Source organism: Paenirhodobacter sp. YD-8 (genome assembly GCF_056590935.1).
Genome location: NZ_CM152649.1, coordinates 3729806 through 3748574, shown reverse-complemented (window position 1 = coordinate 3748574; position 18769 = coordinate 3729806). Strand labels below are relative to the sequence as shown.

The 18769-nt window shown below is 69.8% G+C and carries 16 protein-coding genes and 1 pseudogene; 4 read left to right on the top strand and 13 right to left on the bottom strand.

Going from position 1 to position 18769, the window contains the following annotated elements:
- Nucleotides 1–7: 7 nt before the first annotated feature.
- From AC0QTQ_RS18220 to AC0QTQ_RS18180, 9 genes and pseudogenes are all read right to left on the bottom strand, one after another.
- Nucleotides 8–1216: pseudogene (locus AC0QTQ_RS18220) on the bottom strand (NAD(P)/FAD-dependent oxidoreductase); the annotation flags it as partial.
- Entirely contained in the window at nt 1216–2883 is a 1668-nt protein-coding gene (locus AC0QTQ_RS18215) for an ABC transporter ATP-binding protein (RefSeq protein WP_480257720.1), read from the bottom strand. The pseudogene AC0QTQ_RS18220 and the gene AC0QTQ_RS18215, both read right to left, overlap by 1 nt.
- A gap of 5 nt (nt 2884–2888) precedes the next feature.
- Nucleotides 2889–3980, bottom strand: coding sequence for an ABC transporter permease (locus tag AC0QTQ_RS18210; protein ID WP_480257719.1), 1092 nt, complete (start codon nt 3978–3980; stop codon nt 2889–2891).
- A 58-nt stretch (nt 3981–4038) separates the two neighbouring features.
- Entirely contained in the window at nt 4039–5403 is a 1365-nt protein-coding gene (locus AC0QTQ_RS18205; protein ID WP_480257718.1) for a CmpA/NrtA family ABC transporter substrate-binding protein, read from the bottom strand.
- A 294-nt stretch (nt 5404–5697) separates the two neighbouring features.
- Complete coding sequence (locus AC0QTQ_RS18200; protein WP_480257717.1) at nt 5698–6876, bottom strand: ABC transporter substrate-binding protein; 1179 nt, start codon at nt 6874–6876, stop codon at nt 5698–5700.
- On the bottom strand, nt 6873–7457 hold the full coding sequence (locus AC0QTQ_RS18195) for an ANTAR domain-containing response regulator (protein WP_121534082.1): 585 nt from the start codon (nt 7455–7457) through the stop codon (nt 6873–6875). The genes AC0QTQ_RS18200 and AC0QTQ_RS18195 overlap by 4 nt, the downstream gene beginning before the upstream one ends.
- Nucleotides 7458–7613: 156 nt before the next feature.
- Complete coding sequence (gene msrA, locus AC0QTQ_RS18190) at nt 7614–8117, bottom strand: peptide-methionine (S)-S-oxide reductase MsrA (protein ID WP_480257716.1); 504 nt, start codon at nt 8115–8117, stop codon at nt 7614–7616.
- Complete coding sequence (msrB, locus tag AC0QTQ_RS18185) at nt 8117–8560, bottom strand: peptide-methionine (R)-S-oxide reductase MsrB (RefSeq protein WP_113901533.1); 444 nt, start codon at nt 8558–8560, stop codon at nt 8117–8119. Before msrB ends, msrA begins: the two co-directional genes overlap by 1 nt.
- A gap of 71 nt (nt 8561–8631) precedes the next feature.
- Nucleotides 8632–12090 carry a chromosome segregation SMC family protein gene (locus AC0QTQ_RS18180; RefSeq protein WP_480257715.1) on the bottom strand — a complete coding sequence of 1153 codons (3459 nt, stop codon included), beginning with the start codon at nt 12088–12090 and terminating at the stop codon, nt 8632–8634.
- A 185-nt stretch (nt 12091–12275) separates the two neighbouring features.
- Between AC0QTQ_RS18180 and AC0QTQ_RS18175 the strand changes: the two genes are divergently transcribed.
- Together AC0QTQ_RS18175 and AC0QTQ_RS18170 are read left to right on the top strand one after the other, a co-directional pair.
- Nucleotides 12276–12632 (top strand): CidA/LrgA family protein, encoded by a 357-nt coding sequence (locus AC0QTQ_RS18175; RefSeq protein ID WP_121534085.1) that lies wholly within the window; start codon nt 12276–12278, stop codon nt 12630–12632.
- Complete coding sequence (locus tag AC0QTQ_RS18170) at nt 12625–13341, top strand: LrgB family protein (RefSeq protein WP_480257713.1); 717 nt, start codon at nt 12625–12627, stop codon at nt 13339–13341. Before AC0QTQ_RS18175 ends, AC0QTQ_RS18170 begins: the two co-directional genes overlap by 8 nt.
- Here the strand turns inward: AC0QTQ_RS18170 and AC0QTQ_RS18165 are convergent.
- The 3 genes from AC0QTQ_RS18165 to ispH all read right to left on the bottom strand — a co-directional run bounded on the left by AC0QTQ_RS18165 (nt 13338) and on the right by ispH (nt 15527).
- Entirely contained in the window at nt 13338–14012 is a 675-nt protein-coding gene (locus AC0QTQ_RS18165; protein ID WP_480257712.1) for a trimeric intracellular cation channel family protein, read from the bottom strand. The genes AC0QTQ_RS18170 and AC0QTQ_RS18165 overlap by 4 nt on opposite strands.
- A gap of 38 nt (nt 14013–14050) precedes the next feature.
- Complete coding sequence (gene rnhA, locus AC0QTQ_RS18160) at nt 14051–14509, bottom strand: ribonuclease HI (protein ID WP_121534088.1); 459 nt, start codon at nt 14507–14509, stop codon at nt 14051–14053.
- Nucleotides 14510–14582: 73 nt separating this feature from the next.
- A complete protein-coding gene (gene ispH / locus AC0QTQ_RS18155) occupies nt 14583–15527 on the bottom strand; it encodes a 4-hydroxy-3-methylbut-2-enyl diphosphate reductase (RefSeq protein WP_121534089.1) in 945 nt (314 codons plus the stop codon).
- 211 nt (nt 15528–15738) lie between these two features.
- Here ispH and AC0QTQ_RS18150 point away from each other — a divergent pair, with 211 nt between their 5' ends.
- Nucleotides 15739–17382 carry an acyl-CoA dehydrogenase family protein gene (locus AC0QTQ_RS18150; protein WP_480257711.1) on the top strand — a complete coding sequence of 548 codons (1644 nt, stop codon included), beginning with the start codon at nt 15739–15741 and terminating at the stop codon, nt 17380–17382.
- 96 nt (nt 17383–17478) lie between these two features.
- The gene (locus tag AC0QTQ_RS18145; RefSeq protein WP_480257710.1) at nt 17479–17982 is read left to right on the top strand and encodes an N-acetyltransferase family protein; all 504 of its coding nucleotides are present in this window, start codon (nt 17479–17481) and stop codon (nt 17980–17982) included.
- On the opposite strand, the gene recO is transcribed toward AC0QTQ_RS18145, so the two are convergent.
- Nucleotides 17973–18695 (bottom strand): DNA repair protein RecO, encoded by a 723-nt coding sequence (gene recO / locus AC0QTQ_RS18140; protein WP_480257709.1) that lies wholly within the window; start codon nt 18693–18695, stop codon nt 17973–17975. The genes AC0QTQ_RS18145 and recO overlap by 10 nt on opposite strands.
- Nucleotides 18696–18769: the final 74 nt, after the last annotated feature.

Here is an 18769-nt window from a genome sequence, read left to right as displayed (position 1 = left end):
GCAGGGCTGGGGCCGCGTCCTGAAAGGCCGGGCCGAAGATCACGGTGTCGCGGAAGGCGGAAACGTCGCCGCCCGCGCGGATCAGGTTGAAGAACCAGCTGCCCTCGGCGGTATCGCCATACATCACGGCGCCGATCAGCCGGTCGCCTTCGAGGATCAGCCGCTTGTAGACGGCGCGGGCGGGGTCGCGCAGGATGATCTCCTCGCGCCCGGGGCCGGCGGTGAAATCGCCCGCCGAGAACAGGTCGCAGCCCGTCACCTTGAGCTTGGTCGAGACCTCGCGCGGCACGAAGCAGGCCTCGCGCCCGGAAAGCGTCGCCGCCGCGACCTGCGCCTGATCGTAAAGCGGCGCGACAAGGCCGAAGAGCGCGCCGTCGTGTTCGACGCATTCGCCAAGCGCCAGCACCCCGGGGGCCGAGGTCTCCATCCGGTCGTTCACCACGATGCCGCGGTTGCACGCCAGACCCGCCGCCTGCGCCAGCGCGATGTTCGGGCGGATGCCGACCGCCATCACCAGGATGTCGCAGGCGATCTCGGTGCCGTCGGTCAGCCGCAGCGCCCGCACCACGCCCCCCTCGCCGAGGATCTCCTCGGACTGCGCGGCGCACAGCACGCGGATGCCGCGCGCCTCGAGATCGGCCTGCAGCAGCCGTCCCGCCTCGGGGTCGAGCTGCCGCTCCATCAGATGCGGCGCGATATGGATGACGGTGACCGCCATGCCGCGGGTGGCAAGCCCCGCCGCAGCCTCGAGGCCAAGCAGGCCGCCGCCGATCACCACCGCGCGCCCGCCCGTCTCGGCCGCCGCGATCATCGCCGAGGTATCCTCGAAATCGCGATAGGCGATCACGCCCTTCAGGTCGCGGCCGGGCAGCGGCACGATGAACGGGGTCGAGCCGGTGGCGATCACCAGCCGGTCATAGGGCACCGCGCCCTTCTCGCCGGTGACCACGCGGGCCGCGGTGTCGATCGCCGTCACCCGCTCGCCGAAGCGGCAGGTGACGCCGGCGCGGGCATACCAGTCGGCATCATGGGTGACGATCTCGTCAAAGCGCTTCTCGCCCGACAGCACCGGGCTCAGCAGGATGCGGTTGTAAGTGCCGCGCGGCTCGGCGTTGAAGAGGGTCACCTCCCAGTGGCCCGGCGCCTCGTCGAAGAGGTGCTCGAGCATCCGCCCCGAGGCCATGCCGGCGCCGATCACCACCAGCCGCCCGGTCATCACGCGGCATCCTTCTTGGTCGCGCCATGCTCGTATTCCTCGAGGAAATCGAGCACGTCCTGGCGGTAGCCATAGTAATCGGGGTGATCGAGCAGCGCCTTGCGCGTGCGTGGGCGGGGCAGCCTGATCTCGGTGATCTTGCCGATCGTGGCGCGCGGCCCGTTCGTCATCATCACCACCCGATCGGCGAGCAGGATCGCCTCGTCGACGTCATGGGTGACGCAGATCGCGGTGACGTTGGTGCGCGACCAGACCTCCATCAGCACCTCCTGCAGCTCCCAGCGGGTGAGGCTGTCGAGCATGCCGAAGGGCTCGTCCAACAGCAGCAGTTTCGGGCTGAGCGCGAAGGCGCGGGCGATGCCCACCCGCTGCCGCATGCCGTTCGACATGCTTGACGCAGGCTTGTCCATGCTGTCGGCCAGCCCGACCCGTTCGAGGTAATATTCGACCACCTCCTGCCGCTCGGCCTGGCTGGCCTTGGGATAGACCTTGTCGACGCCGATCGCGACATTCTCCTTGGCGGTGAGCCAGGGGAAGAGGTTGGGCGACTGGAACACCACGGCGCGCTCCGGGTCGGCGCCCTCGACGTGGATACCGTCCAGCTTGATCGCGCCCTTCGAGATGCTGTTGAGCCCGGCGGTCATCGTCAGCACCGTCGACTTGCCGCAGCCCGAGTGACCGATCAGCGAGATGAACTCGCCCTTCTTCACGGTGAGGTTGAAATCCTCGACCACGGTCAGCGGGCCCTTCGGCGTGGCATAGATCTTGTGCAGCTGCGAGAACTGCAGATAGCGCTCGTCGGCAAGACTCGTGCCGGCCGCCGCAGTCTCATAGGCGCGCGGCAGCAGGGCGTGGCGTGGCGTGACGTTCGGCAGGCGGCGGGTCTCCTCGGTCTTGGCCGAGATGCCCACGTCCATCAGATAGCTGGTGACGGCGGCGCGCAGCTGCATGAAGCGCGCATCCTCGTTCATCGCGGCGCGGTCGCGCGGGCGGGCGAGGTCGACCTTGAAGACGTCGCCCAGCGTGCCGTCGGGGTTGAGGCAGACGATGCGGTCGGCCAGAACCAGCGCCTCGTCGACGTCGTTGGTGATCAGGATCGCGGTGCGGCGGTCAGCCTCCCAGATCTGCTCGATTTCGGTCGCGACATTGGCGCGGGTGAGTGCATCGAGCGCCGAGAGCGGCTCGTCCATCAGCAGAACCTCGGGCTTCATCGCCAGCGCGCGCGCCACGGCGACGCGCTGGCGCATGCCGCCCGAGAGTTCCGCCGGGCGGCGGTCGGTGGCGTGCGCCAGGCCCACCATGCGGATCGCCTCGGCGACGATCCGCGCGCGCTCGGCCTTTGAGGCCTTGCGGTGCACCGCCTCGACGGCAAGGGCGATGTTGCCCTCGACCGTCAGCCACGGCATCAGCGCGTAGGATTGGAAGACAAGACCACGCTCGGGGCCGGGGCCGGTAACCGGGTGCCCCTTGAACAGCACATCACCCCGGTCGGGCCGTTCGAGCCCGGCGATCAGGTTGATCAGCGTGGTCTTGCCGGTGCCGGAGAACCCCAGGATGACCAGGAATTCCCCGTCCTCCACGGCAAGCGAGATGTTGCGCAGAACATGCGTGGCGGCATCGCCCTCGCCGTAGGATTTGGAAACGTTCTTCAGCTCGAGAATGGCCATGGCGCTCACCGGTTGTTCGAGAAGGTGAAGAGCGACTGCAGCGCGAACATCACCCGGTCGAGCAGGAAGCCGATGATGCCGATGGTGAAGACGGCGACCATGATCCGGGCGAGCGACTGCGAAGACCCGTTCTGGAACTCGTCCCAGACGAATTTGCCAAGGCCGGGGTTCTGCGCCAGCATTTCGGCCGCGATCAGCACCATCCAGCCCACGCCGAGGCTCAGCCGCAGCCCGGTGAAGATCAGCGGCAGCGCCGAGGGCAGCACGAGGCGGGTGATCTTCGTCCAGGGGCCGAGCTTGAGCACCTTCGACACGTTCACCAGGTCCTTGTCGATCGAGGCGACGCCAAGCGCGGTGTTGATCAGCGTCGGCCAGAGCGAGCACAGCGTCACGGTGACGGCCGAGATGATGAAGCTTTTCGGCATCGCGCCCTCGCCGCCGACATAGACGGCCGAGACGATCATCGTCACGATCGGCAGCCAGGCGAGCGGCGAGACCGGCTTGAACACCTGCACCAGCGGGTTGATCGCGGCATTCGCGGTGGGCGACAGGCCCGAGACGATGCCCAGCGGCACGGCCACCGCGGTGCCGATCAGGAAGCCGAAGAACACCGTCTGGATCGAGGTCCAGATCTGCTGGTAATAGGTCGGCTTGCCGGTATAGGCGCGGGTCTTGACCTTGTCGGCCTTGCCGTCGGCCACCAGCTGGGCGTTGCGCTCGTCCTGCCGGGCGTAGAACTCGGCGGCCTTCGCGCGTTCGGCCGCGGCATCGGCGTTCAGCACCCTGACCTGGTCCCAGACCTGCGCCGGCCCCGGGATCGCGCCAAGCGAGGTCTGCACCTTCGGTGCCAGCGCCGCCCAGATGCCGAGGAAGAGCACGATCGCCACCAGCGGCACGCCGAGTAGCCGCCAGATCTCGCGCAGCTGGGCGCGCGGGGTGTCGCCCGCGGCAAGGCGCAGGATCGGCGTCAGCCAGGGCAGGCCGAGAACCTTGAACCAGCTGTCGAGCTTGCTGATCCGGGCGAAGCGGCGGGCGCGCCGGGCGTCGCGGGCCGCATCGAGGGCGGGGGTGGGCGCGGTGGGGTCGATCGCGGTCATGTCGGGTTTCCTGGCTGTCATGGCGGGGAACAGGGAACGGGGGTGGGACCCCGCCCGCTCAGTTGGTGACGACCTGGCCGCCGACGACCGTCTGGTCGTCCTTCAGGCCGATCGGCAGGCTGTCGATATAGGCGTTCGGCGCATGGGCATCGAAGCCGATGCCGTCGATCACGTCCGCGCCCGGGGTGGGCTCGCGGTAGCCGTCCGCATCAAGATCGAAGTCCGCGGCCGGCAACGTGCCGTCGTCGATCAGCGACTGCGCCGCGGCCTTGTAGATGTCGGGGCGATAGACCGCCTTCGCCGTCTCGTCATACCAGGCATCCGGATGCGCCTCGGGGATCTGGCCCCAGCGGCGCATCTGCGTCAGATACCACACCGCGTCCGAGTAATAGGGATAGGTCGCGTTGTAGCGGAAGAAGACGTTGAAATCGGGCACGTCGCGGGTGTCGCCCTTCTCATACTCAAACGTGCCGGTCATCGAGTTCGCGATCACCGCCTTGTCGGCGCCGACATATTCCGGGCGGCTGAGGATCTCGACCGCCTCGGCGCGATGGGCGCCGTTGTCGGCATCGAGCCATTCGCCCGCCCGGATCAGCGCGCGGGTCAGCGCCTTCACCGTCTCGGGGTTCTCCTCGTTGAAGGCCTCGGTGATGCCGAAGACCTTCTCGGGATTGTTCTTCCAGATCTCGTAATCGGTCACGACCGGCACGCCGATGCCCTTGAAGACGGCAGCCTGGTTCCACGGCTCGCCCACGCAATAGCCCGAGATCGTGCCGGCCTCGAGCGTCGCCGGCATCTGCGGCGGCGGGGTGACGGAGAGCAGCGCCTCGGCGCCGATCTGGCCCGAGACGTCATCGGGGCTGTAGAGGCCCGGGTCGATGCCGCCCGCGGCGAGCCAGTAGCGCAGTTCGTAATTGTGGGTCGAGACCGGGAACACCATGCCCATGTTGAAGGGCCTGCCCGCGGCCTTGAACGTCTCGATCACCGGCTTCAGCGCGGCGGCCGAGATCGGGTGCAGCGGCCGGCCCTCGGCGTCGAGCTTCAGGTTCGGCTTCATCATCTCCCAGACCTCGTTCGACACGGTGATGCCGTTGCCGTTCAGGTCCATCGAGAAGGGGGTGATGATGCTGCCCTTGGTGCCATAGCCGATGGTGGCGGCGATCGGCTGACCGGCCAGCATGTGCGCGCCGTCAAGCTCGCCCGAGATCACCCGGTCGAGCAGCACCTTCCAGTTCGACTGCGCCTCGAGGGTGACGTAAAGCCCCTCGTCCTCGAAGAAGCCCTTCTCTTTGGCGATGGCCAGTGGCGCCATGTCGGTCAGCTTGATGAAGCCGAGGGTGAGCTCGTCCTTTTCGACGTCGAAGGCGAGCGCGGGGCCCGCGAGGCACGTGGTGGCGGCGAGAAGCAGTGCGATGCGTTTCATGTCGTCCCTGTCCAGTTGGCCCCTCGGGGCGCGGAAAATGAAAAAAAGCCGCTCAATCGGTCGCCGCGGGAGGAGGTGCGGCAACGGATCGAACGGCTTTGTTCGGTGTCCCCGACAGCGGGAACTATGATCGGAAAGCCCCCGTCAGCGGGGGACAGACCGCGGGGGACATCGTTGTCCCTGCGCTTGATTTACGAATGCCAGCAGGGCGGGCAATGCGTCAATCATCGTGGCGGATGATGCCCCCGGTTTCCGGCCGCGAGACGCCGGCTGCACGGGAAACGGGCCGGTTCCTCAGGCGCCGGCGGCGTCAGGGTCAAAAATGCGGCAGTCGAAGAACCGATCGGCGGGGAGAATCATCTGCCCGCGTTCCGAGGCCACGGCGGTCGGCGCGGTCAGCGCGCCTTCCAGCTTGGCCGAGGCGCCGGGCAGATCGGCGCCCGCCGCGCGCAGGTGGCGGCGGTAGAGATCGGGGCGATAGACCTCGGCCGCGCTTTGCGCTGCCGCCACCGGATCGAGACCATAGCGGCGGGCCAGCTGTGCGCCGATCCAGGCCGCCTGGCTGCGCCAGGGGAAGGTCGCGGCGCCGCCCGAGAAGACGATCATGTTGGCGCTTTCGCGCTCCTCGCCCTCGGCCGAGATCACCATCCGCCCCGACAGCGCGCGGTCGATCACCTCGGCGGCGATCGGCAGCCGGTCGGAGCCAGAGAGCAGGTCGGAGACGAGGAAGCGGTTTTCCGGCGCGCCAAGCCAGCCGCAGGCGTGCCAGACCGCGCGCATCAGCCGGCCGGCGAGGTCTTCGTTCTCGTCGGCCCAGCCCTGCCGCACCGCCAGCACCTTCTCGGGTGCAAAGGCCCAGATCGCGGTGCCGGGCAGCAGCAGCTCGCCCACGCCGCGTTCGACCGCCTGGCTACCCCAGGGCTCGCCCACGGCGAAGGCGTCGATCTCGCCCGCGGCCAGCGCCTCGGTCATGCGCGGCGGCGGCACGGTGCGGATGTCGAGCTCGGCCGGCAGCGGCAGGCCGAGGTTCTCGAGCCAGTAATGCACCAGCTCGGCATGCATCGAGAAGGGGAAGGGCACGCCGATGCGCAGCCGGGCTCCGGCCGCGGCCAGCAGCGCCGCCCCCGCCGTGCGGGCATCCGCGAAATCGAACGGGTGGCCCGCCGCGCGCATCGTGGCAGCGAGCGCCCGCGACACGCCGATCACGTCGCCATTCGCGTTCAGCAGCTGCAGCGCCTCGAACCGGGCCTGGCTGGCGCCCAGACCGAGCGCGGCTGCGACCGGCACCGGCGACAGCATCTGCGCCGCCTCGACCGCGCCCATGGCCAGCATGTCGCGCAGCGCCGACCACGACGGCGCGGGACGCAGGTCAAGCACCAGCCCCTCGGCCTCGGCAAAGCCCAGCGATTGCGCGATGAAGAAGGGCGCCGCGTCGATCAGCGGGATATAGCCAAGGCGCAGCGTCTCGCTCATTTCAGCAGCTCCGCGGCGGTGACCAGCGCCTGCGCCACATCGGCGATCTTGCGCCCCTGCGCCATCGCCGTCTTGCGCAGCAGCGCATAGGCCGCGTCCTCGTCAATGTTGCGCGCCCGCATCAGAAGGCCCTTGGCGCGGTCGATCACCTTGCGCTCTTCCAGCGCGCGCCGCGTCGCGGCCAGTTCCGCGCGCATCTTCTGCAGCAGCGCAAAGCGCGCGATCGCGGCATCGAGGATCGGCGTCAGCCGTTCCGGCCGCAGCCCGTCGACGACATAGGCCGAGACCCCGGCCTCGATCGCCGCCCGGGTCAGCCCGCCGTCGGTGCGGTCGACGAACATCGCCACCGGGCGCTCCATCGGCGCGGTGGCAAGCGTCAGCTCCTCGAGCACGTCGCGCGAGGGCGAGGCGAGGTCGATCAGCACGATGTCGGGGTTGCGCTCGGCGATGCGGCGGGCAAGGCCGACCTCGTCGCCGATCACCACGACCTCATGCGCGCCGGCCTCGCGCAGGCCGTCGACGATCATCCGTGCGCGGTCGCGGTCCTTCTCGACGACGACGATGGAGAGGGGACGGGTCATGGCGTGGCCTCTTTTCTGTCCGGGTGGACCGGGCCGGGGCGGAAGGCAAGCGCGCTGCCGCGGCGGGGGGGCGGCCCCGGCGGGCCGTCGGGTGGGGCGCCGGGAAATGCGGCGCCCCGCCCATCTTTTGCGCAAGGCGCGAAGCGCGCCCGCAGGTCACTCGGCCGCGCGCCGCGGCAGCACCCAGCCCGGCCGGATCCGGTGGCAGGTATAGCCGTTCGGGAAGCGCTCGAGGTAGTCCTGATGCTCGGGCTCGGCCTGCCAGAACGGGCCGGCGGGGGCGAGCTCGGTCACCACCTTGCCCGGCCACAGGCCCGAGGCGTCGACATCCGCGATGGTGTCGAGCGCGGTCTGGCGCTGCGCCTCGGAGGCGTAGAAGATCGCCGAGCGGTAGGAGGGGCCGATGTCGTTGCCCTGCCGGTTCGGCGTGGTCGGGTCGTGGATCTGGAAGAAGAATTCCAGCAGCCGGCGATAGCTGATCTGCGCCGGGTCGAAGGTGATCTCGATCGCCTCGGCATGGGTGCCGTGGTGGCGGTAGGTCGCGTTCTCCACGTCGCCGCCGCTATAGCCGACGCGGGTCGACACCACGCCCGGCAGCTTGCGGATCAGATCCTGCATCCCCCAGAAGCAGCCGCCGGCAAGAAGGGCCGTCTCGGTCATCATTTCACCATGTCCAGATAGTCGCCATAGCCTTCGGCCTCCATCCGGTCGCGCGGGATGAAGCGCAGGCTGGCCGAGTTGATGCAATAGCGCAGCCCGCCGCGGTCCTGCGGCCCGTCGGGGAAGACGTGGCCCAGATGGCTGTCGCCGTGTTTCGAGCGCACCTCGACCCGCACCATGCCATGGCTGAGGTCGCGATGCGCGGTGACGTGCTCGGCCTCGAGCGGACGGGTGAAGGACGGCCAGCCGCAATGGCTGTCGAACTTGTCCTGCGAGGCGAAGAGCGGCTCGCCCGAGACCACGTCGACGTAAAGCCCGGGCTCGGTGGTGTCGGTGTATTCGCCGGTGAAGGGCCGTTCGGTGCCGCTTTCCTGCGTCACCCGGTATTGCTCGGGCGTCAGCCGGGCCAGCGCCTCGGGCGTCTTCGCATAGGTCCTGCTCATGCGGTTCCCTCCTGTTGCGGTCTGGCGCAGAAGATGGGGCGCGGGCGGCGGATGTCCAGCCCCCGCGGCTGTCAGGCCACCAGCTGCTCGGCGCGCTTGAGGTCGACCGAGACGAGCTGGCTCACGCCCTGCTCCTGCATCGTCACCCCGAACAGCCGGTCCATCCGGCTCATCGTCACCGCGTGGTGGGTGATGACGAGGAAGCGGGTGTCGGTGCGCCGCGTCATCTCGTCCATCAGGTCGCAGAACCGGGTCACGTTCGCATCGTCGAGCGGTGCGTCGACCTCGTCGAGCACGCAGATCGGCGCCGGGTTCGCCAGGAACACCGCGAAGATCAGCGCCAGCGCGGTCAGAGTCTGCTCGCCGCCCGACAGAAGCGACAGCGTCGACAGCTTCTTGCCCGGCGGCTGGCACATGATCTCGAGCCCCGCCTCGAGCGGGTCGTCCGATTCGATCAGCACGAGGTTGGCCTCGCCGCCGCCGAAGAGGTGGGTGAAGAGGTTGCGGAAGCTCTGGTTCACCTGTTCGAAGGCGGTCAGCAGCCGCTCGCGCCCCTCGCGGTTCAGCCCCTGGATGCCCGAGCGCAGCTTGCGGATCGCCTCTTCGAGGTCGCTCTTCTCCTGCACCAGCGTGTCATATTCGCCCTGCACCTCGCGCGCGTCTTCCTCGGCGCGCAGGTTCACCGCGCCAAGCGCCTCGCGGCTGCGCTTCAGCCGGGCGACCTCGGTCTCCAGCTCCTCGGCGCCGGGCATTTCCTCGGCCCCCTCGCCAAGGCTCTCGAACAGCGCCTGCGGCGATTGCTCGGTCACCTCGAGGATGCGGTCGGCGGCCTGCGACAGCGTCGCGCGGGCGGCCTCGACCCGGGCCTCGGCGCGGGCGCGGCCCTCGCGCGCCTCGCCGGCCTGACGTTCGGCCTCGCGCTCGGCCAGTTGTGCCTCGCGCAGCGCGGCCTCGGCCGCGCCCAGCCGTTCCGACGCGGTGCCGCGGCGCTCCTCGGCCGTCTCGATCGCCTCGGACAGCTCCTCGCGCTTCGCGGCCAGCTCCTCGGGCACCTCGGCGGCCTCGGAGAGCTCGTCCACTGCCTCGGCCCGGCGCGCGGCGAGTTCGGCCGAGCGCTTCTCGGCGGTCTCGAGCCGGTGGCGCCAGCCCGACAGCTCCTTGGTGATCTCCTGCCGGCGCTTCAGCCGGGCCTCGCCCTCGCGGCGGATCTCGTCATGCGCCGAGCGGCGGGTCAGCATCGTCACCCGCGCCGCCTCGACCGTCATCTTCACCGCGTCGACATCGGCGCGCGCGGCATCAAGGTCCGGCAGCGCCGCCGATTGCGCCTCGGCCTCGGCAAGGGCGAGCCGCGCCGACGACGCCTCGTCGCCATGCCGTTTCATCGCCAGCCGCGCGGATTCGAGTTTGCCCGCCGCGATCGCGCGTTCGGCCTCGGCCCGGCTCAGCGCGCGACCCGCTTCGGCCAGACGCTGATCGGCGGCACGGCGCGCCTCGCGGGCGCGGGCATCGGCGGCCGAGGCATCGGCGAGCGCGCGCGTCAGCGCCTCATGGGCCTGCCGTGCGCCTTCGGCCCGCGCCGCGACCTCCTCGAGATCGCGTTTCAGCTCGACCAGACGGTTGAGCTGGCGCAGCCGCAGCGCCGCGGCGCTTGGTGCATCCTCGGCGCCGGCGCGGAACCCGTCCCACCGCCACAGATCGCCCGCCAGCGACACGAGCCGTTGACCGGGCGCCAGCAGCGGTTGCAACCGCGCGCCCTCGGCCGCATCCGCCACAAGGCCGATCTGGCCGATGCGGCGGGTCAGAACCTCGGGCACGCCGACATGCGAGGCCAGCGGCGCGACGCCGTCGGGCAGCGGTTGCGGCGCGTCGTAATCGGGCAGAAGCCCCCAGCCCGAGGCGGCGTCTTCCCCGACCTCGGGGGCGCGCAGATCGTCGGCCAGCGCCGCGCCAAGCGCTGCCTCATAGCCCGGCTCCACCTGCACCCGGTCGAGAAGCTGCTGGCCGCTTGCCGCCTCGCGCTCGACCAGCCGGGCAAGCGCCGTCACCTCGGCGCGCAGCGCGCCGGCCTCGCCCTCGGCCTCGGAGCGCATGGCGCGGGCGGCGGATTCGCGGGCCTGCACCTCGGCGCGGGCTTCCTCGGCGGCGGTCAGCATCTCCTCGGCGGTCTCGGTCGCCTCCTGCGCCTCTTCCTGCGCGATCTGCGCCGCCTCGAAGGCCTCGCCGGCACGGTCAAGCGCCTCGGCGGCTTCCTCGGCCTGACCGGCTGCGCGCGCGGCCTCGGCCTCGGCGCGCGTCGCGGTCGCACGGCTGTCCGACAAAAGCCGCTGCGCCGAGCCGTGCCGGGCCGCCAGCCGCGCCACGTCCTCGGTCATCTCGGCGAGTTGCGCCTCGCGGTCGGCCAGAACCCCCGCCGCCTCGGCCGAGGCCTCTGCCGCCGCCTCGAGCTTGTCGTCCTGGCCCTCGGCCGCCTTCAGCAGCTGGCCCATCTCCCAGTCGAGCCGCTCGATCGTCTCGCCGGCATCGCGGTTCAGCCCGGCCTCGCGCTCCATGTCGCGGTCAAGCTGGGTGATGCGCGATTTCAGCGTCTCGATCCGGGCGGCGGCCTGCGCTTCCTGATCCGAGAGCGCATCGCGCTGCAGCATCAGCCGCTGCAGGATCGCGCCGGCGATCGCCTCTTCCTCGCGCAGCGGCGGCAGCGCGTCTTCCTGCACCGCGCGCGCCTTCGCGGCGGCGCGCGCCGCGCCTTCGGCCTGCGCCGCCGCGGTCAGCCGCGCACGCAGCCCCGCCTCGGCCTCCTCGCGGGCGAGGTCGGCCTCGCGCCAGCGCCGATAGAGCAGCATCCCCTCGGCCCGGCGCAGCGCGGCACCAAGTTCGCGATAGCGCGCCGCCTGCCGGGCCTGCCGGGCAAGCGTCGCCAGCTGTCCGCCGAGCTGCTCGATCACATCATCGACGCGCAGCAGGTTCTGTTCGGCGCCATTGAGCTTCAGCTCGGCCTCGTGCCGGCGCTGATAGAGGCCCGAGATCCCCGCGGCCTCTTCCAGGATCCGCCGCCGCGCCTTCGGCTTGGCGTTGATGAGTTCGGAAATCTGCCCCTGCCGCACCAGCGCCGGCGATTGCGAGCCGGTCGAGGCATCGGCGAACAGCATCTGCACGTCACGTGCCCGCACGTCCTTGCCGTTCACCTTGTAGGCCGAGCCGGCATCACGGGTGATCCGGCGCACGATCTCCAGCGTGTCGGCGTCGTTGAAGCCCGAGGGCGCCAGCCGTTCGGTGTTGTCGATGCTGAGCGAGACCTCGGCGAAGTTGCGCGCGGGCCGGGTGGCGGCGCCGGCGAAGATCACGTCCTCCATGCCGCCGCCGCGCATCGCCGAGGCGCGGTTTTCGCCCATCACCCAGCGAAGCGCCTCGAGCAGGTTCGACTTGCCGCAGCCGTTCGGCCCGACGACGCCGGTCAGACCGTCGTGGATCACGAGGTCGGTCGGGTCGACGAAGCTCTTGAAGCCGTTCAGGCGCAGGCGGGAGAAGCGCAAGGCAGATCTTTCCGATTCCGTTCAGGGTGGGGCAGTTTCGGGGGCGGGGGCGGACGAGTCAACCGCGCCCCCCACGATCTGGCGGGCAGAGGCGGGGTTATCCACAAGATCTGCGCGGGTTTCGGCTTGATCCCGCCCGCGCCTCGCCTAGGCTGGGCAAAACGCCTCGCAACAAGGAAAGGCCGATGGTCCCGGCTCTGTCAATCATCCTGATCTTTCAGCTCGTGGGCGAGGTGATCTCGCGCGCGCTGCACCTGCCGCTGCCCGGGCCGGTGCTGGGCATGGTGGGGCTGGTCGTGGCGCTGCAGGTGATCCCGCCGCTCGGTGCGCTGATCCGGCCCGCGGCGCAGGGGCTTCTGGCCAATCTGGCGCTGCTCTTCGTGCCGGCGGGGGTGGGGGTGGTCGCGCACCTGCCGACGATCGCCGCGCACGGGCTGGCGCTGGCGGTCTCGCTCGTCGTCTCGACGCTTCTGGCGATCACCGTGGGGGCGTTGACCTTCACCTGGGTCGCGCGGCTGGTGGGGAGCAACCCCGATGACTGACGCCGCGCTGATCTGGTCCTATCTCGCCTCGAAGCCGCTCCTGTGGCTCGCCGCGACGCTGATCGCCTATTGGGCGGGCGACCGCATCTATCGGCTGGCGCGCTGCAACCCGATCGCCAACCCGGTGATGATCGCGGTGGCGCTGCTGGCGGTGCTGCTCTGGCTGACCGGCACGAATTACGAAAGCTATTTCGACGGCGCGCAATTCGTGCACTTCATGCTGGGCCCGGCGACGGTGTGCCTCGCCGTGCCGCTGCAGGCGAACCTCGGGAAGATCCGCAAGGCACTGGTGCCGATCGCGGTGGCGCTGGTCGCGGGCTCGTTCACTGCGGTGTTCTCGGCGCTGGCGATCGCCTGGGCGCTTGGCGCGGACAAGGGGCTGCTCGCCACGCTTGCGCCGAAATCGGCGACCGCTCCGGTCGCCATCGGGATTTCGGAAAGCCTTGGCGGCGCGCCGACGCTGACCGCGGTGCTGGTGCTGCTGACGGGGATGATCGGGGCGATCTTCGTCACCCCGATGCTGAACGCGATCGGGCTGACCGACTGGCGCGCGCGCGGCTTTGCGACCGGGGTCGCGGCGCATGGCATCGGCACCGCCCGCGCCTTTCAGGTGAACGACACGGCGGGGGTCTTCGCCTCGATCGGGATGGGGCTCAATGCGGTGCTGACCGCCTTCCTCGCGCCGCTGGTGCTGCAGCTCTTCCTCTAACCGTGCGGGCGGGGCGGGCGGGGCTTGTAGACCGGCAGCTTCCAGCCCCAGCGCAGCGACCCCGCCCTGAGGGCGAAGGTGACGAGACCGCAGCCGATCGCCGCGGGCAGCCCCGGCGCGCCGGCGGCGGTCAGCAGCAGCGCCGCCCCCGCCCCGGCAAAGGCGCAGCTGAGATAGAGCTCGCCCTGTTTCAGCGTCAGCGGCACCTCGTTGCACACGACATCGCGCATCAGCCCGCCAAACGATCCGGTGACCACCCCCATGATGAGCACGGTGACCGGCCCGTGCCCGCGCGACATCGTCACCGCGACGCCCGCCGGCACGGCGACGGCGAGCGCGCAGGCATCGAGCCACAGAAGCGCGCGATAGCGGCTTTCCAGCAGATGCGCGGTGAAGAAGACGAGCACCGCCGCCCCGGCGATCAGCACCATGTATTCGGGCTTGCCCACCCAGAACACCGGGATCCGCCCGATCAGCAGATCGCGCAGCGTGCCGCCGCCAACGGCGGTCAGCGCCGCGATGAAGATGAACCCCACCAGGTCGAGCTGCTGGCGCGAGGCGACGAGCGCGCCCGTCAGCGCGAAGACGAAGACCGAGACGTAATCGAGCGCGATGCCAACGGGCAGCGTCGTCAGATAGTCGATGACCGGATGCTGATCCCCGGGGGTCATGGCGGCGCCTCGCTGCGGTGTCGCCCGATGCTAGCGGGTTATTTGCCGCCTTTATAGGGGGCCATGCCGGCGCGGGCGAGCTCGTCGGCGCGCTCGTTCTCGGCGTGGCCGGCGTGACCCTTGATCCATTTCCAGGTCACCTTGTGGCGCGCCTGCGCCGCATCGAGCCGCTGCCACAGATCGACGTTCTTCACCGGCTTGCGGTCTGCGGTTTTCCAGCCGTTGCGCTTCCAGCCGTGGATCCAGCCGGTCACCCCGTTCTTCACATAGGCCGAATCGGTGGTGATGGTGATCGCCACCTCGCGGGTCAGCGCCTCGAGCGCGCTGATCGCCGCCAGCAACTCCATCCGGTTGTTGGTGGTCATCGCCTCGCCGCCGTTCAGCTCGCGCTCCTTGGCGACGCTCTCACCCTCCATCGCGCGCATCAGCACACCCCAGCCGCCCGGCCCCGGGTTGCCCGAGCAGGCGCCGTCGGTCCATGCAAAGAACTCGGCCATGTCTTCCAATCGCTCCAAATATCCCGGGGTGCGGGGCAGCGCCCCGCATCTGTCCGCTCCGTTTGCCCCGCCCTCAGGCGGTGCGCAACACCCGCGGCACCTTGAACTCGATATCCTCGCGCGCGGTTTCGACCCGTTCGACGGTCAATGCATAGTGCTCGGCGAAGGCATCGATCACCTCGTTCACCAGCACCTCGGGGGCCGAGGCGCCCGCGGTCACGCCGACTGCCCGGATGCCCTCGAGTGCGCGCCAGTCGATGTCGGTCGCGCGCTGCACCAGCTGGCTGTAGGCGCAGCCCTCGGCGCGGCCCACCTCGACCAGACGGCGCGAGTTCGACGAGTTCGGCGCGCCGATCACCAGCAGCGCGTCGATCTTCGGCGCGATCGCCTTCACCGCCGCCTGCCGGTTCGTCGTGGCATAGCAGATGTCTTCCTTTGCCGGCCCGACGATCGCCGGGAAGCGCGCCTTCAGCGCCGCGACGATCTCGGTGGTGTCGTCGACCGAGAGCGTCGTCTGGGTGATGAAGGCAAGGCGCGCCGGATCGCGCGGTTCCAGATGCGCGACATCGGCCACGGTCTCGACCAGAAGCACCTCGCCCTCGGGCAGCTGCCCCATCGTGCCCAGCACCTCGGGGTGGCCGGCATGGCCGATCATCACCATCTGCAGCCCCGCCTCGTGGTGGCGCTCGGCCTCGATATGCACCTTGCTGACCAGCGGGCAGGTGGCATCGACCCAGATCATCTCGCGCCGCTGCGCCTCGGCCGGCACCGATTTCGGCACGCCATGCGCCGAGAAGATCACCGGCCGGTCGGCGGGCACCTCGTCCAGCTCCTCTACGAAGACCGCACCCTTGTCGCGCAGCCCGTCGACGACGAACTTGTTGTGCACGATCTCGTGGCGCACATAGACCGGCGCCCCCCATTTCTCGAGCGCCATCTCGACGATCTTGATCGCCCGGTCGACGCCGGCGCAAAAGCCGCGCGGCGCGGCGAGGTAGAGGGTCAGGGCTGGCTTCATCGCGCTCTCCTTGGTCTGCCCCTGACCTAATGCGCGCCGCCCGCTGCGTCCAGCCCGGGCGGCGCGGCAGCGAAAAGGTGAAAATCGCCGCGACATATTCGGTCCAATCATGCTGCGCTTGCGAATTTTTATTGCGCTGCGGTTGCAAAATGCCTAAGCACGGGACCAACGCAAGACGAGGCGCCGATTCCGGGCGCAAGATGGGGCTGACATGACCACGACGACTGTTCTTCCTGACCTGCTCGCTCTGACCGAGGCGGCGCTGCCCGAGCTCGCCACGCTGCTGTCCGAGGCCACCGCCAACCTGCGCGCGAAGGTGAGCCATCAGGGCAAGGTCTCGGGATCGGCGCTCGAGCGCGAGCAGTTCGCCGCCCATGCGCTGGCCTGGCTGGCGACCTATGAACAGTCGCTGGTGCAGCTGCGGGCCTGGGCCGGCCGCGTCGCCGAGGCGGGCGGTTTCGGCGAGATGGAAGGGCTGCTGCTGCAGATCGGCTTCGGCGAATACCTGAACCAGATCGCCGGCGGCATCCCGATGAGCCAGGGCGAGGTGGCGCGTCTGCATGACCTCGGGCTGAGCTGGAGCCCCTCCGACGCCGCCGCGAAACTGATGGCCGAGGGCAACAGCCCCGCCGCCCGCGCGGCCCTTGTCGCGCTGATGCGCGACAATCAGGGGCGGGCGCTCTTCGGTGCCTCGGGCCTTGATGAAGACCTCGAGATGATCCGCGAGCAGTTCCACCGCTATGCCGAGGAACGGGTGATCCCGAACGCGCATGAGTGGCACCTGAAGGACGAGCTCATCCCGATGGAGATCATCGAGGAGCTTGCCGAGCTTGGCGTCTTCGGCCTGACCATTCCCGAGGAATACGGTGGGCTTGGCCTGTCGAAGGCCTCGATGGTGGTCGTCACCGAAGAGCTTTCGCGCGGCTACATCGGCGTCGGCTCGCTCGGCACGCGCTCGGAAATCGCGGCCGAGCTGATCCTGTGCGGCGGCACCGAGGAGCAGAAGAAGAAATGGCTGCCCGCGCTCGCGAGCGGCGAGATCCTGTCGACCGCGGTCTTCACCGAGCCGAACACCGGTTCGGATCTGGGCAGCCTGCGCACCCGCGCGGTGCGCGAGGGGGATGACTGGGTCATCACCGGCAACAAGACCTGGATCACCCATGCGCAGCGCACCCATGTGATGACGCTTCTGGCCCGCACCGAGCCCGAGACCAGCGACTGGCGCGGGCTGAGCATGTTCCTGGCCGAAAAGACCCCGGGCACCGACGACAACCCCTTCCCGACGCCCGGCATGACCGGCGGCGAGATCGAGGTGCTGGGCTATCGCGGCATGAAGGAATACGAGCTCGGCTTCGACGGTTTCCGGGTGAAGGGCGAGAACCTTCTCGGCGGCGAGACCGGGCGCGGCTTCAAGCAGCTGATGGAGACCTTCGAATCGGCCCGCATCCAGACCGCGGCGCGCGCCGTCGGCGTGGCGCAGTCGGCCTGCGAGATCGGCATGCAATATGCGATCGACCGCAAGCAGTTCGGCAAGTCGCTGATCGAGTTCCCGCGGGTCTCGGGCAAGCTGGCGATGATGGCGGTCGAGATCATGATCGCGCGCCAGTTCACCTATTTCTCGGCCTGGCAGAAGGATCACGGCCGGCGCTGCGACCTCGAGGCGGGGATGGCGAAGCTTCTGGGCGCCCGTGTCGCCTGGGCGGCGGCCGACAACGCGCTGCAGATCCATGGCGGCAACGGCTTCGCGCTCGAATACACGATCTCGCGGATCCTGTGCGACGCGCGCATCCTGAACATCTTCGAGGGCGCGGCCGAGATCCAGGCGCAGGTCATCGCCCGCCGCCTGCTCGGCTGAGGCCCGACATAACAGGGAGGGAAACGGGGCCTTCGGGCCCCGTTTTTCATTGCATCGCGGGTCTCTTTGCGCTCACTGGCGGCAAAGGAGATTGCGATGATCCGTGACGCCATTGCCGAAGATGCCGAGGCCCTTGCGGCGATCTACAACGACGCCGTGCGCAACACGACGGCGATCTGGAACGATGTCGAGGTCGATGCCGCGAACCGCATCGCCTGGATGAGCGCGCGGCAGGGCGCGGGGCTGCCGGTCCTCGTGCTCGAGGAGGCGGGCGAGGTCACGGGCTATGCGAGCTATGGCCCGTTCCGCGCCTTCGATGGCTATCGCGAGACGGTCGAGCATTCGGTCTACATCCGGTCCGACCGGCGCGGTGGCGGCCGGGGCCGGGCGCTGATGACGCAGCTGATCGCCTTCGCGCGCGCCGAGGGGCTGCATGTGATGGTGGCGGCGATCGAGGCGGGCAATGCGGCCTCGATCGCGCTGCACGAGCAGCTCGGCTTCCGCGCCGTCGGCACGATGCCCGAGGTCGGGCAGAAATTCGGCCGCTGGCTGGATCTGGCGCTGTTGCAGCTGGTGCTCGACGACCGCACTCAGCCCTGACGGGCAAGTGCCGCGATCAGCCGGGTGCGGGCGGCAGGGAGTGTCCGGCTGCCGTGCTCGGCCGCGAACCGGTCGAGGAAATGACCGGTGAGGCGCAACCCGTCCGAGATCTCCGCCCAGCTTGCCGGTCCCTGACCCAAGAGGCAGGCGGGCAGCGGCAGCAGCCGCGGCGCCCAGTCCCCGGCGCCCGCGCGGCTGACGGCGCGGCCGCTGCGGGGGCTGACGAAGGCCAGATCCTCGCGCGTGCCGGTGACGGCGCAGCGGCCGAGGTCGAGCCCATAGCCGAGCTCGTCGAGCAGCTGCATCTCCCAGCGGAGATAATCGAGCGGCCAGCCCGGCACCGCATCGCCGATCACCGCGAAAAGCGGCTCGGTGGCGGCGAAGAGCGCGGGATGGGGGGCGCGTTCGGGCAGGGCGAAGGCAAGCATCGCGCAGGTGGCGGACAGCCCCGCAAGCGCCAGCCGGTCGCTCATTGCGCCCGCGCGCGAGGCGATCGGTTCGACGGTGAAGGTGCCGAGCTGGTCCTCGAGCCGGGCGCGCCAGCGCAGGGCGACGGAGGAGCCGGGCTGCAGCGTCGCCGCCATCTTCCGCGAGGCGCCGCCGCGCACCACGCCCGCGTGCCGGCCATGGGCGGCCGTGAACACCTCGATCAGCGCCGAGGTCTCGCCCTGCGGGCGGGTCGAGAGGATGGTGCCGTGGTCTTGCCAGTCCATGCGGGGGTTCCGGGGCGGGGTTCCGGGCGGAGAGGCCGGGGGGCCGTCTGCCCCCCGGACCCCCCGAAGGTATT

Bases quoted from the DNA above. Each gene is read 5' to 3' on its own strand.
- AC0QTQ_RS18215 (WP_480257720.1), bottom strand. From the start codon at position 2,883: ATGGCCATTCTCGAGCTGAAGAACGTTTCCAAATCCTACGGCGAGGGC.
- AC0QTQ_RS18210 (WP_480257719.1), bottom strand. From the start codon at position 3,980: ATGACCGCGATCGACCCCACCGCGCCCACCCCCGCCCTCGATGCGGCC.
- AC0QTQ_RS18205 (WP_480257718.1), bottom strand. From the start codon at position 5,403: ATGAAACGCATCGCACTGCTTCTCGCCGCCACCACGTGCCTCGCGGGC.
- AC0QTQ_RS18200 (WP_480257717.1), bottom strand. From the start codon at position 6,876: ATGAGCGAGACGCTGCGCCTTGGCTATATCCCGCTGATCGACGCGGCG.
- AC0QTQ_RS18195 (WP_121534082.1), bottom strand. From the start codon at position 7,457: ATGACCCGTCCCCTCTCCATCGTCGTCGTCGAGAAGGACCGCGACCGC.
- msrA (WP_480257716.1), bottom strand. From the start codon at position 8,117: ATGACCGAGACGGCCCTTCTTGCCGGCGGCTGCTTCTGGGGGATGCAG.
- msrB (WP_113901533.1), bottom strand. From the start codon at position 8,560: ATGAGCAGGACCTATGCGAAGACGCCCGAGGCGCTGGCCCGGCTGACG.
- AC0QTQ_RS18175 (WP_121534085.1), top strand. From the start codon at position 12,276: ATGGTCCCGGCTCTGTCAATCATCCTGATCTTTCAGCTCGTGGGCGAG.
- AC0QTQ_RS18170 (WP_480257713.1), top strand. From the start codon at position 12,625: ATGACTGACGCCGCGCTGATCTGGTCCTATCTCGCCTCGAAGCCGCTC.
- AC0QTQ_RS18165 (WP_480257712.1), bottom strand. From the start codon at position 14,012: ATGACCCCCGGGGATCAGCATCCGGTCATCGACTATCTGACGACGCTG.
- rnhA (WP_121534088.1), bottom strand. From the start codon at position 14,509: ATGGCCGAGTTCTTTGCATGGACCGACGGCGCCTGCTCGGGCAACCCG.
- ispH (WP_121534089.1), bottom strand. From the start codon at position 15,527: ATGAAGCCAGCCCTGACCCTCTACCTCGCCGCGCCGCGCGGCTTTTGC.
- AC0QTQ_RS18150 (WP_480257711.1), top strand. From the start codon at position 15,739: ATGACCACGACGACTGTTCTTCCTGACCTGCTCGCTCTGACCGAGGCG.
- AC0QTQ_RS18145 (WP_480257710.1), top strand. From the start codon at position 17,479: ATGATCCGTGACGCCATTGCCGAAGATGCCGAGGCCCTTGCGGCGATC.
- recO (WP_480257709.1), bottom strand. From the start codon at position 18,695: ATGGACTGGCAAGACCACGGCACCATCCTCTCGACCCGCCCGCAGGGC.